12 protein-coding genes are annotated in these 13,764 nt (G+C 45.6%); all 12 read right to left on the reverse strand.

Features of this window, described 5'->3' with window-relative positions; genetic code table 11:
* Nucleotides 1–7: 7 nt before the first annotated feature.
* Nucleotides 8–805, reverse strand: a complete 798-nt coding sequence (locus FLM48_RS18260; RefSeq protein WP_179026426.1) for a DUF1338 domain-containing protein — start codon at nt 803–805, stop codon at nt 8–10.
* A gap of 138 nt (nt 806–943) precedes the next feature.
* Complete coding sequence (gene astD, locus FLM48_RS18265) at nt 944–2,404, reverse strand: succinylglutamate-semialdehyde dehydrogenase (RefSeq protein WP_179025650.1); 1,461 nt, start codon at nt 2,402–2,404, stop codon at nt 944–946.
* 8 nt (nt 2,405–2,412) lie between these two features.
* The gene (astA, locus tag FLM48_RS18270; protein ID WP_179025651.1) at nt 2,413–3,432 is read right to left on the reverse strand and encodes an arginine N-succinyltransferase; all 1,020 of its coding nucleotides are present in this window, start codon (nt 3,430–3,432) and stop codon (nt 2,413–2,415) included.
* Between the two features lie 114 nt (nt 3,433–3,546).
* Nucleotides 3,547–4,764 (reverse strand): aspartate aminotransferase family protein, encoded by a 1,218-nt coding sequence (locus tag FLM48_RS18275; protein WP_179025652.1) that lies wholly within the window; start codon nt 4,762–4,764, stop codon nt 3,547–3,549.
* Between the two features lie 396 nt (nt 4,765–5,160).
* Nucleotides 5,161–6,303: an HDOD domain-containing protein gene (locus FLM48_RS18280; RefSeq protein ID WP_179025653.1), complete on the reverse strand. Its 1,143-nt coding sequence runs from the start codon at nt 6,301–6,303 to the stop codon at nt 5,161–5,163.
* Between the two features lie 178 nt (nt 6,304–6,481).
* Complete coding sequence (locus FLM48_RS18285) at nt 6,482–8,953, reverse strand: prolyl oligopeptidase family serine peptidase (protein WP_179025654.1); 2,472 nt, start codon at nt 8,951–8,953, stop codon at nt 6,482–6,484.
* Between the two features lie 163 nt (nt 8,954–9,116).
* Entirely contained in the window at nt 9,117–9,692 is a 576-nt protein-coding gene (locus FLM48_RS18290) for an aminodeoxychorismate/anthranilate synthase component II (protein WP_179025655.1), read from the reverse strand.
* 166 nt (nt 9,693–9,858) lie between these two features.
* Nucleotides 9,859–10,317, reverse strand: a complete 459-nt coding sequence (locus tag FLM48_RS18295; RefSeq protein WP_179025656.1) for a ClpXP protease specificity-enhancing factor — start codon at nt 10,315–10,317, stop codon at nt 9,859–9,861.
* Nucleotides 10,318–10,947: a stringent starvation protein SspA gene (gene sspA / locus FLM48_RS18300; RefSeq protein WP_028774554.1), complete on the reverse strand. Its 630-nt coding sequence runs from the start codon at nt 10,945–10,947 to the stop codon at nt 10,318–10,320. It abuts the gene before it with no gap.
* 103 nt (nt 10,948–11,050) lie between these two features.
* Complete coding sequence (locus tag FLM48_RS18305) at nt 11,051–11,779, reverse strand: cytochrome c1 (protein WP_028774553.1); 729 nt, start codon at nt 11,777–11,779, stop codon at nt 11,051–11,053.
* The gene (locus tag FLM48_RS18310; RefSeq protein ID WP_028774552.1) at nt 11,779–12,993 is read right to left on the reverse strand and encodes a cytochrome bc complex cytochrome b subunit; all 1,215 of its coding nucleotides are present in this window, start codon (nt 12,991–12,993) and stop codon (nt 11,779–11,781) included. The genes FLM48_RS18305 and FLM48_RS18310 overlap by 1 nt, the downstream gene beginning before the upstream one ends.
* Complete coding sequence (gene petA / locus FLM48_RS18315) at nt 12,993–13,583, reverse strand: ubiquinol-cytochrome c reductase iron-sulfur subunit (protein WP_028774551.1); 591 nt, start codon at nt 13,581–13,583, stop codon at nt 12,993–12,995. Before petA ends, FLM48_RS18310 begins: the two co-directional genes overlap by 1 nt.
* Nucleotides 13,584–13,764: the final 181 nt, after the last annotated feature.

The following is a 13,764-nucleotide window of genomic DNA, read 5'->3' on the forward strand; positions in this document are numbered from 1 at the left end:
CCCCATGCTAGCTTGCATTGGTGCTTTCAAAAATCTTATCTGCAGATGCTGCAACAAAGCCGGTGTAAAGCTCACCATCAGCTTTAGGGTAACGCAAAGCAAACTCATAAAAACAGCTTGGGATCTCTTTGCTGACATCGCTAAAGGTAACTTCAATCTTGTCTGCCATGGTGGATGATTGCTCAAGCAATACCTCTTGGGATCCTTTTACCTCACCACCAGCACTGTTAAGCACGAAATCACCCGCTTTAAGGGTATCGTTAACTTCATAGATGGTGTTGTAACCCGGTAGGTGGTTGATTGAAACCGTAAAGTGGTTTGCACGATAGCCAAATGCCGCCACCCAAGCCGCATATTCGCTCTCTGCAAGTAAGCTTTGGTAGGTGGCAAAATCAAGTTGCCAGTGACGGCCAGAATAAAGGAAGTCATCAGCGGTGGTCGCTGCGCTATCAACTTGCTCAATCAAACTTTGCACAACTTGCTGTAGTTGTGGACTAAATTCTTCAACCAATAGTTCCGAAATGAAGACTTTTGGCTGCGTGGTATCGGGATGTTCAAAATGCTTTGCTTTGAGCTTTTTGGCTTCAAAATTATAGTCGCCACATGCAACGTAGCCTAAAGACTCAAAGTGGGCAGCAAGGACATCTAAGTTCACTTTAGCCAGATTAAAAGTTCGTAGGGCAATATGGTCGTTAATGATCTGTTCACCGCGTGAAAGCAACTGATGTACTTTCCCTGCTGAAGGCGTCATTTCGACGTAATCATTCCATAGTGATTCAAATAGCTTGTTAATATCTGTGTGCATCATTTGTTCCTTAACGGCATCGTGTGCCAGTACTCTGGCAGGTATTATTATTTATCACGATATAAGTACAGCTATAGCTAGTCAGCATCCTGTACAAAAAGGGGAAGCTGCTGACGCGGCTCCCCCCAACTTCAAAGATTAAATACTTAGGCCTGGGCTTAAGTTAGCAGGCAGTGCAACCGCATCAGCTTCAACTGATGCTACCGGATAAGCACAATAGTCAGCGGCGTAGTAAGCGCTGGCTCGGTGATTACCAGAAGCGCCAATACCGCCAAATGGTGCAGCACCAGAAGCACCGGTGATCTGCTTATTCCAGTTAACAATACCGGCTCGAATACGCGCTAAGAAGTAGTCATAGTCTTCACGGCTGTCAGCTAAAATCCCAGCTGATAACCCGTAACGCGTGTTGTTAGCCAACTTAATCGCTTCATCAAAATCCGTATATCGAACCACCTGCAATAGTGGACCAAAATACTCTTCATCTGGCAACTCTATCACTTGCGTCACATCAATCAGACCAGGAGAAACCAGGCCAGTATCAGCGTCAAGGTGTTGCAACTCAACCAACACGTCACCACCTAGATTGACTAAGTTACGCTGTGCTTCAACCATGCCTTTGGCAGCCGTACTTGAAATCATTGACCCCATAAATGGCTGTGGCTGTGCATCCCATGGCGCGACTTTTATCTGCTTGATGGCTGCAACAAGCTGGGCAATAAGCGCATCACCGTCAGCGCCTTTCTCAACATAGAGGCGACGAGCACAAGTACAACGTTGTCCCGCTGAAATGTATGCAGACTGAATAATATCGTGCACGGCAGCTTTGGTATCGCTTACGCCCTTGATGATTAGTGGGTTATTGCCGCCCATCTCAAGTGCCAAAATTTTACCTGGGTCACCTGCATACTGCTGATGTAGAATATGCCCGGTACGTGAGCTACCGGTAAAGAATAAACCATCAATTTGAGGGTGTGATGCCAGTGCTTTACCTGTTTCAACTTCACCTTGGACTAAGTTGATGATACCGGCTGGTAAGCCCGCTTTTTCCCACAACTTCACCATTAAGTCCGCCGTTTTAGGCGTAAGCTCTGATGGCTTAAATACCACAGTATTACCGGCGATTAATGCCGGTACTATGTGACCGTTAGGCAAGTGCCCTGGGAAGTTATAAGGGCCAAACACCGCAACTACACCATGAGGCTTATGGCGCAATACTGCGCGACCTGCTGGTGTGTCGTTCTCACTGGTGCCAGTGCGCTTATTGTACGCCGCAATCGACAAACCAATCTTACCAATCATCGCGCCAGCTTCAGTAGCCGTTTCCCATTGTGGCTTACCGGTTTCTTGAGCAATCACCTCGGCAATTTCTGCTTTATTGGCTTCAAGTTCACTACGATATGCTTCAATAATGGCAATACGGGCATCGAGCCCTAACATGAACCAGTCAAACTGGGCATCACGTGCGGCATTAACTGCGGTATCAACTTGCGCTGGCGTGGCAGTTTTACCCTGCCAAATAACTTGTTGATTTGCTGGGTTTGTTGAGGTCACATCGTGACCTAGGCCGGCAACCCACTGGCCATTAATAAATTGCGTCATGATTTTTCCTACAAAGCTAATACACGAATTTGTTCGCCTTGTTGCACCATTAATCCCTGGGCAAGTTCGGCTGAAATCGTCACATTGTCACTGTCTTCGCTGATATCCAGCGTTGCGGATGTGGCACGATAATTCGCTAATTGAGTGTTTGAGATAATGAATTTACTGCCTTGACCATTGCTGTCGCCAATATTGACCGTGAGCAATCGGCTTTCTCGCACTGAGCGGATATCTTGTAGCTGACACTCCACCGTTGGCCCGCCGTCAAAAATATCGACGTAACCACGACAACGGAAACCTTCAGCTTGCAGTAAATTTAACGCGGGACGTGTATTGGCATGAACTTCACCAATCACCTTCTGTGCCTCTTCAGGCAGCAGACACACATATACCGCATTTTTTGGCATCATTTCAGCCATAAAGGCTTTTTGACCTAAGCCCGACAAATAGTCGGCTTGGACGAAATCAATACCGAGGAAGTGCTGTTGCAGCCAACCATAGAACGGGGAGTTCCCGTCTTGGTCGCTTTCACCACGCATTTCTGCAATCACGGTTTGACCGAAGCGCTCAGCATGCTGTGCCAAGAATAAAAAACGGCTACGCGATAGCATGCGACCATTATTATTCTTACGATATGATGCACGTAAAAACAGCGTACAAAGCTCAGCCGCCCCCGTATAGTCATGGCATAAGGTCAAGGTTTCAACTTCGTTACGCACGTCTATCTGTTCTGAATGATAGACCTCGGTACCGAGTCGATAATGATAAAAAGCATCTTCCATGCCTACTGCGGCTTCTAAACCACATGTACCGACGACTTCACCCGTGTCTGTATCTTCGAGCACCATCAAGTAGCCTTCATCAAACGGCTTGTCGACCTGTTTGTTGAATGACGCTTCTACGCGTTCAATTTTGCTTCTTAACAGCGCTTCATTTACCGGTAGCGATGTAAACCCATGGCCCGACTCTTCTGCAATTTGATACAGTGCTTCAAAGTCAGATGAGCGAATGGGACGTATAATTAACATCTTAGACTCTCCTCAGCGTAAACAGCCTACAAGCTAAGCACAGCTTAACCTGTAGAAACCGCTTACAAACAATGACATAAAAAAGCGCAGACTGATGCTGCGCTTTAATATCATTTAGCCCGCTACAACTTTTGCTACAGCACGCTCAAATCGAGCTAGTCCTTCAGCAATATCGGCTTCTGGGATCACCAATGATGGGGTGAATCGAATCACGTTTGCACCCGCAACCAAAGTCATGAGACCTTCGCCGACAGCTGCCACAAGAAAGTCCTTAGCACGGCCTTGGTAAGCGTCATTCATTACGCCACCAATGAGTAGGCCTTGACCACGAACTTCACTAAATACATTGTGCTTTTCATTGATAGCATTCAGGCCATCACGCAGTAATTGCTCGCGCTTTTTCACACCTTCAAGTACTTCTGGCGTATTGACCACGTCAAGCACAGCATTACCAATAGCACAGGCTAGCGGGTTGCCGCCGTAGGTAGAACCATGAGTACCAATCTTAAGATGAGTAGCAATTTCGTTAGTCGTCAGCATAGCAGCAATTGGGAATCCACCACCCAGTGCTTTAGCGGTAGTAAGGATATCCGGTACCACTTCAGTACGCATGTAAGCATATAGCTCACCTAGACGGCCAACACCTGTTTGCACTTCATCAAAAATGACCAATGCATTGTGCTTGTCTGCAAGCGCACGAACGGCACGTAAGAATTCAGGATCTGCATCAATAATGCCACCTTCACCTTGCAATGGCTCAAGCATAATCGCGCAAGTTTTGTCTGAAATAGTCGCTTCAAGTGCACTAATGTCATTAAACGGAATATGAGTAATGCTTTGTGGTTTAGGGCCAAAACCATCAGAGTATGCCGCTTGACCACCCACACTTACGGTGAAGAAAGTACGACCGTGAAATGCTTTATCAAACGCTACAATTTGATCTTTTTCTGCACCAAATTTGTCTAGAGCGTAACGACGAGCAAGCTTAAGTGCTGCTTCGTTAGCTTCTGCACCCGAATTGGCGAAGTAAACTTTGTCAGCAAACGTTGCATCAACTAGCTTGGTCGCTAGTGCTAATGCAGGCTCATTGGTCATCACATTAGAAAGGTGCCAAAGCTTATTACCTTGTTCAGCTAACGCAGCCGTTAGCGCTGGATGACAATGACCGAGACAGTTAACGGCAATACCACCGGCAAAATCGATAAACTCTTTACCTTCCTGATCCCAAACGCGGCTACCTTCACCACGAACAGGAATGACAGCCGAAGGCGCATAATTAGGCACCATGACTTCATCAAATTGGGCTCTAGTTAGGTTGTTGTTCACGCTCATACCTTTCATCCTTTCATTATTAACAATGGCGCTAAACGCCAGTATTCCCGCCTTGTACCAAGAAGTTTGCCTGTGATAACGACGGTTGTTTATATCGGTTAAGTGACATTAATAACTAAAATGTGATCAAAATACCAGTTTCTTGCACTCAAGTCCGATCGAGTTCGCATGTTAACTGCATAAAGATTTGCACTTAGGTGTTATACAAGCGTTTATATCGGGGGTTTACAGAATAAATAGTCATAAAAAAAGTTATTTGAACCTTTTTTTATTAAAAATGCATAGAATATGCATAGGTAGTAGGAAAAATTACTGACAAAGCCAGGACAAAACTGTAAACAGAGTAAAATTCAACCACAGACTAAGCACCTCGCCTTCGAGGTGCTACATCAATGGCTAATAAAGGTCGAGCTTACGATAATTCTGCCCTTTGAGGCGAATCACTTCTTGTTCATTAAGTTCGTAGTAATCGAACATAAGCCGCTTTTCCTTTGGCTCCAACTGACGCATCTCTTCTAGCATCAGTACCTTAGCAAAACAGCTCGCTTTGGCCACCAACTTCGCCGCAGCCGAAAGCTCGGCAAAACTGAGGTTATTATCTAGCTCTGCTTGCACCTGAGTCAGTGGACTAGCAGCAAAGTCTAATAGCTCTAATAGCTGCCAATTGAGTTTATTTCCGTGGGACAACACCAAATGATATATATCATTAGCGGGAAACTCAGTGGCGAGCACCGCATCGTGCAGCTCTTTATCGCGGCTAGCACTGGCTTCTCTTAGCCAGGTACCCCAGGTAGTCTCATACACTTTCGCGCCGTTATTTAACACAACTGAGGTGCCTAACATGCTCAGCAAAGCGCTGGTATAGATAAACGCTTCGTCAGCCTCATGAAGCTTAGCCAATGCTTTGGCCGCGACGCCAGTTATCATGGCATAACGCCATAATTTACGTGTCGTCCATAACAGGTGAGCGTGACCTGAGGGTAACCAATTACGTAGACAATAGTATGGAATGAGCGTGCGTAGGTTATCAATACCGATAAAATTCAGCACCAACTTAAGATCAGTTACTTTCACTTCTGAGCGGTGCGAGCGCTTGAGACGAAACGCTGGGCTATTAACTAGGTTAGTGAGATCACGCTCGAGCCAGGGCAAGTCGGCTATTAAGGGGCGAATGCGGTTAATATTGAGTGTTTCGTGGCTGATCAACTCAAACAGCGTGAGTTGCGCTGCGCTGATCCCTGACCCTGCTAACAAACTCTCAGGTGTGGCGAGTTGATTATCCAAGGCAGTTGTCACTGTATGCACTAGCTGACCTGATACCGCTTCAAAGACTTTACGCGCCTCAATCTGTTTTGCCAGCCGTGCTAAAACGGCCTCTCGTTCAATATCAAGCTTGTTGGCATCGCCTTCAAGCTCTTTATCAATCTCATCAAACATTGACGATGATTTTTGCTTGCCGACAATCAATTGGGTTAACAATTTGTGTTCTAACTCTATTACCTTACCTGGCCTAACACCGCCAGCGACAGATATCGCCACTAATTAGTTTCCTTTTATATTGTTCTTTAGCTTTAATTTAGCACATAACCCTGCCAATTTAACGCCATCAACCTGATTTAACAATCATAACCTTATGCTGGCGACTCACAGGTTACCTTGAACTACTCTGCAGCCAGTTTAGCGATAAAAAAAAGGACCCTTATCGGGTCCTTGTTAGTTATTTGAGTTCTTGTTCGAACAGCTTATAGATACGTCGATACTCGTCTAACCAACTTGAAGGCTGCTTGAAACCATGGGGCTCTACTGGGTAGATTGCCGTTTCAAACATTGGCTTTTCCAGTTCAATCAAACGCTGTACTAGTCGCACGCTGTCTTGGAAGAATACGTTATCATCCAGCACGCCACTCATGATTAGCAGAGGCTTTTGCAGTCCCTCAGCATGCTCAATTGGCGAGCTACGCTCGTATGCGATAGCATCAACGTCGGGCGTGTTAAGAATATTAGATGTATAAGGTGCATTGTAGTGTGCCCAGTCGGTTACTGGACGCAGCGCAGCACCGGCCTGGAACAATTCAGGCTCATTGAATAGCGCCATAAAGGTCAGGAAGCCACCATATGAGCCACCATAAGTGCCCACTTTTTGCGCGTCAACATTGGCATTGGCCGCCATCCAGTTAACACCATCTTTCAAGTCTTGTACTTCTGGCGTGCCCATTTGACGATAGATATCCGTACGCCAATCACGTCCATAGCCTTTTGAACCGCGATAATCCATGTCCATTACGACATAACCCTGCTGAGTTAGCAGATTATGGAACATGAACTCTCTAAAGTAGCCAGAGAAGCCGTAATGCGCATTTTGCAAGTAACCCGCGCCGTGGTTAAAGATCACTGCAGGATACTGGCTAGCGTTCTCTTTAGCGTATCCTTGTGGCAAGTACACACGGGCGTATATGTCCTTAGCACCATGGCTAGATGGCACAGCGACCACCTCTGGCGCTTGCCAAGGGTATTGCTTAAAGGCATCACTGGTGTAATCCGTTAACTGCTGACGCTCACCACCAATGGGTTTAACAAACAACTCTGCTGGTTGAGTGCGAGTTGATGCCTTCAATAACAGCTGTTCGCCATCTGGGCTGAGCTGATAATCTAGCTGTCCTTGCCACTGGGTCAACTGCTCAGACTTACCCGATTGAATATTGACACGATAAACGTTATCGATACCAGGGTGTTGTTTGTTAGCCTTGTAATATATGTAGGTTTGCTTAGGACCTAGGGTAATATCACTCACCACATAATCGCCTTGAGTGAGCGCACGAGCCTTACCTGTTGTCGGTTTTACATATAGCTGAGAATAACCGCTCTCTTCAGATAGGTAGTAAAGGCTATTGCCTTCATTTAACCAACCATATTGATTAAAGGTATAATTAACCCATGCTTCGTCATGCAGACGGTGTTGAGTTTGCAAGCTACCTTTTTCTAGGTTAACCGTGGCTATCCAACGATCTTTGTTGTCGATGGCTTCAAGCATCACAGCTAATTGGCCGTCATCATGCCACTGAATTGCGCTTTGTTGCCAACCCCAGTCTTGCATCAACTGGATCTTACGTGGCTGCTTCTCAGCGCTATAACTTTCGCCTTTGGCTTCGGCATTCTCTTGTTTGACTGCTGCTAATACGTCTTCATCAAATCCGCTTAGCCCTTCAATAGTAATATCGCGTTTCTGTTTGCTTTGCAGGTCTAGCAATACCAATCTTTGCCCAGGATTGTTATCTTCGGCCACACGTGCGCGAGCTGGTACAGCATCAACATAACCTTCATTGCCTAAATAGTTGGGCATAATGTCATGTTCACTGCGCCAGCTATAGCTCTTATCAATTAGCGCCAACAGCACATAACGACCATCTGGTGACAGACTCAAGGCGCTGACACGCTCCTTATCGCCTAAATACCAGCTTTTAGCGGTCATGGTTGGGTCAATGTCAGCTAACTGTTGCTGATAAGCTTGCTTCTCTTTTGCATTGCTGTGCTGCAACGCAACATAATCAATCAAACGATGTTGCTGCTTAGCGATGTAACTCTCGGGATCTTTAACTTTGCTTGGTGCCTTGGCCATTTGAATATCAGCAAGCTGTTCGACTAGCCCTGAATTTGAGTGAATCTTAAAAATTGACTCACCTTGCCAATAAGCTAAATCACCAGAAGTTAAAAACTGTACTCCACTCACTGCGCTATTGAGTTTGGTAAGTTGAGTGATAGCCCCAGTGTCCATAGCTTTGACAAAAACATTGCCCTGATAGACGTAGGCTTTTTTAGATTTATCACTGTTAAATACGCCATGCTTTTGGTCAGCAAGATGTAATTGATTCAGATCTAACTTAGTTGCTGGTCCCGTAATGGGTTGCTGGTAATAATCTAGCAGTGGTGAGCTGTGAGCCTGACGAGCAAAATAGATAGACTGCCCATCATCACTCCAATATTCACCTTTGGCGAATATTCCCATCCAATCAGGGTTGGCCATAATCTGCTTCATGGTTAAAGGCTGTTCAGCCTTAGGTGGGGCAACTAAGGTTACCGCCGCAGAAGCCGCAACTGTGGCCGGCGTGTTAGAAGTTGGTGTGGCTGTACATCCCGATAAAATAGCAATCGTGACTGCGCTAAGTGCTGCTGTTTTGAGTAAACCTGCCATTGGGTTCCCTTTTTGTTGTTATAGCGGAAGATATTGCTGTAAACGGCAATCATCGTCCAAGGCTGCTTTTTTGCCCTTTTTATATCACAAAATGGATCAAAACTAGTGAGGAATGTTGAGATAAGTTGTAACAGATTAAAATATCTGTATGGCAGTTTAAACTCTAGCGCGATTGATTAACAAAGTTAGCCAGCAAATCTAACCCCTGCTGGGTCAAAATTGACTCTGGATGAAACTGCACTCCGAATAAAGGCATACTCTGGTGGCGGATAGCCATGATCTCACGGCCAACAATAGGATCGTCATACCAAGCGTCTAATTCAAACTGCTGCGGTACAGACTCTATGACCAGCGAATGATAACGGGTAACAGTGAGCGGATTCGCGAGTGACTTAAACAAACCGCGATTTTGATGCACAATTTCACTGGTTTTACCGTGCATAACCCGATGGGCATTAACTACCTTAGCACCAAACACTTGCGCAATGGCTTGATGGCCTAAACAAACGCCTAATATAGGTATGTGGCCAGCAAAATGCTCAATCGCTTGCAATGAGATGCCTGCCTCATTTGGGCTACAGGGCCCAGGGGAAATGACCATTTGGCTTGGGGCTAAATCGCGTATTTCTGTTAGGCTAATCTCATCATTACGTCTGACAACGACTTCGCAATCTAGCTGCTGAAAGTACTGCACTAGATTAAAGGTAAACGAATCATAATTGTCGATCATTAAGATCATGGTAAACCTAACTTATAAGCGAAAAAGCGGTGGATCTGGCGCCGCATGCTACCACAGCTTCATTGCTCGGTCACTAGTGAAACTGCCTCATACACTCAGCATAGACAGCGAGCTAATAAAAAGGCCGGTCATAAAGACCGGCCTCAATAATACGATTCAGTGGTATCTACTTAACTAAGGTTAAGTGGCCACGTTTTACCGGTTTTTCTTCACTTGCCTGAGTAGGCTCACTGTCTTGTTTATCGACCGCTTCATCAACAACACTTAACGATGAGGTATCACTAGATGCAATTTCATCTTGATAAGCTTCTTCAGCGTCGAATACAGTGCCAGCGCCATTTTCACGAGCATAAATAGCCACAATGGCCGCCATTGGCAATACCACTTGCTGTGGTACACCACCAAATCTTGCATTGAACTCAATAAAGTCATGACCGATCTGCAAATTACCCACAGCAGTCGATGCTATATTCAGTACAATTTGACCATCTTTGACATACTGCTGCGGCACCTGCGTACCTGGAACGTATGCATCTACCACTACATGAGGGGTAAGGTCATTGTCCATTAGCCAGTCATAGTAGGCTTGAAGCAAGTATGGGCGATTAGGCGTCATCGCTTTCATTTAGATACCCATGCGCATTTCGCGCTCGGCCTCAGTCAATGATGCTTTGAATGACTCACGGTCAAACAAACGCGTCATGTAAGCTTTAACTTCTTTCGCTGTGCGAGAGTCTAACTCAATACCCAGTACTGGTAGGCGCCACAATAGTGGACCTAAATAACAGTCTGCTAGGCCAAATTCTTCAGCCATGAAATAAGGCATTTCGTTAAATACCGGTGCGATCGCCGTTAGGCTTTCTTGCAATTCTTTGCGCGCAGCATCAGCACGATCACCACTACGGATACGGTCTACCAAAGTGTACCAGTCGTTTTCAATGCGGTGCATCATCAAACGCGTTTGACCACGAGATACTGGATAAACAGGCATCAGTGGTGGATGCGGGAAACGCTCGTCCAAATATTCCATAATGATACGAGAGTTATAAAGTACAAGCTCACGATCAACTAGCGTTGGTACTGTGTTGTATGGATTCAGATCAATCAGATCTTCAGGCATTTCACTAGGATCAACCTGTAGGACATCAACAGTGACCCCTTTTTCAGCCAAGACGATACGTACTTGATGGCTATACAGGTCATCTGCACCTGAGTATAAGGTCATGATTGAGCGTTTGTTGGCAGCAACAGCCATTGATACCCTCCGAGATATTCAATCAAAAAAACAAAAACGCAAACGAGGGGCAATGCCCCCCGTTTACACTATGCGGATAATACATTCTAACCTTTATTGTAGGTTAGTGTACATCTCTCCAGTACTCTTTCTTTAAGAGGTAGGCCACAATAAAGAAAATAAACAAGAAGCCCATTACCCACCAACCTAAGCTTTCACGCTCAAGTTTAACTGGATCACCCGAATAAACGAGGTAACCGGTGATATCACGAACAACTTGGTCATACTCTTCAGCGCTAAGGCTACCTGCAGTCCCAGGCTTAACACCTGTGACTTTAGTCATACCATCGTGCGACTCAACTACAGGCTCTGGTAGGCCTTGAAGTTCTTCCATCACGTGTGGCATACCCACCGAAGGGAAAACAGTATTGTTTACGCCAAATGGACGACTATCATCACGATAGAAGCTCTTTAGGTAAGTATAAATCCAGTCTTCACCACGAACACGAGCAACCAAAGTTAAATCTGGTGGCGCAGCGCCAAACCACTTAGCCGCATCGGCATCTGGAATTGCGTTCTCCATTAAGTCACCAACTTTAGCTGTCTCATCAAACATGTAGTTGTTACGCATGTCTTCAATAGAGATATCTAAGTCTTCGGCAACACGATTATAACGTTGGTACTGTTGGCTATGACAACCGGCGCAGTACTGCTGAAACTTATCTAAGCCACGTTGTAATGACTCAGTATCACGTAAGTCAATATTAGCGCTTTCTAGCGGCACGTTTGAACCACCTGCAGCGAACGCAAGAGATGGGACTAACGTAACTAATGCAATCAGTAATTTTTTCATTAGTGGGTCAACCTCTCTGGTACAGGCTTAGTCTTCTCGTTCTTACTGTATACCCACAGCGCAACGAAGAAACCAAAGTAAGTCAGAGTAAAGATACGAGCAGCGATTGTCAGAGCTGGCGTTGCTGGAACAGCACCTAAGTAGCCCAAAACAACGAACGACACAGCAAACTGGCTAATGTTCAGCTTGTGAATCATGCTACGGTAACGAATCGACTTAACTTTACAACGATCTAACCAAGGCAATACAAACAGTACCGCAATCGCAAGACCCATACCGACAACACCAAGAAGCTTGTCTGGAATCGCACGTAAAATCGCGTAGAACGGTGTGAAGTACCATACTGGCGCAATGTGCTCAGGCGTCTTCATTGGGTTAGCCGCTTCAAAGTTTGGCTTCTCTAGGAAGTAACCACCACCTTCAGGCATGAAGAACAGCACGTAACAGAACACAATCAAGAAGCCTGCAACGCCCATAATATCCTTCACCGTGTAATATGGGTGGAAAGGAATACCATCTTTAGGCCAGCCGTTCTCATCTTTGTTTTGCTTAATTTCGATACCGTCTGGGTTGTTTGAACCTACTTCATGAAGTGCGATTAAGTGTAGGAAAACCAACACAACCAGCACTAACGGTAACGCAATGACGTGCAGTGCGAAGAATCGGTTCAAGGTCGCCCCTGAAACAACAAAGTCACCACGAATCCAAAGCGTTAGATCATCACCAATAACCGGGATTGCACCGAATAGGGAGATAATTACCTGCGCGCCCCAGTATGACATCTGTCCCCATGGCAATAGGTAGCCCATAAAGGCTTCAGCCATTAATACTAGGAAGATCAACATACCGAATAGCCACAGTAGTTCTCTTGGCTTTTGGTAAGAACCGTAGATAAGACCACGGAACATGTGCAAATAGATCACCACGAAGAATGCGGAGGCACCGGTCGAGTGCATATAGCGCAGCAACCAACCGTACTCAACATCACGCATGATGTATTCGATAGAGGCAAATGCGCCCTCTGCAGTTGGTACATAGTTCATGGTTAGCCAGATACCAGTTAATAACTGGTTAACTAACACTAGCATGGCTAGTGAGCCAAAAAAGTACCAAAAGTTAAAGTTTGTTGGGGTTGCATACTTGCCCACATGACGGTTATAAGTCGCCGTCATTGGGATGCGAGCATCAATCCAATCAATTATATTCTTAACCATTACGCTGCCCCCTGATCGACACCGATAATCACGTTGCCATCATCAATATATTGATGCGGTGGTACCACGAGATTTAATGGTGCTGGAACGCCTTGGAATACACGACCAGCCATATCAAACTTAGAACCATGACATGGGCAGAAGAAACCAGAAGCGACACCTTCAACTTGCTCACCGAACGTATCCGGTAGGTAAGTAGGTGAACAACCTAAGTGAGTACATAAGCCAACTGCAATGAAATACTCAGGCTTAATTGAACGAACGGCATTCTGAGCATAGTCAGGTTGCTGTTCTTCGTTCGAGGCTGGATCACGAAGCTGGTTATCAAGTTTAGCTAGACCATTAATGATCTCGTCGGTGCGACGGACAACCCATACAGGCTTTCCACGCCACTCAACGCGGATCAGTTGACCCGGCTCTAATTTACTAATATTTACTTCAACCGGGGCACCTGCAGCTTTCGCTTTGGCACTCGGATTCCATGACTTTATAAAAGGAACCGCTACAGCGACGGCACCAGCACCACCTACAACGGCGGTGGCTGCGGTCAGGAATCTGCGACGTCCGGTATCGACTGGCGCATTGCTCATCCACTTATCTCCAGAGAGTGTTGGAATTTTTGTTTTAAAAATTTTTGAAAATCGGGTTACACCCCAAAGCTCAAAAATCAAATTTGAGGCGGGGCTCATTATAGCCAAAAATTAGAACCAGATCATAGTAAAACAGAGAACAAAGTTAACTATGTTAGAAAAATTGCCGTTTTGCGGTGAA

Source organism: Shewanella sp. Scap07 (assembly GCF_013394145.1).
Classification (GTDB): domain Bacteria; phylum Pseudomonadota; class Gammaproteobacteria; order Enterobacterales; family Shewanellaceae; genus Shewanella; species Shewanella waksmanii.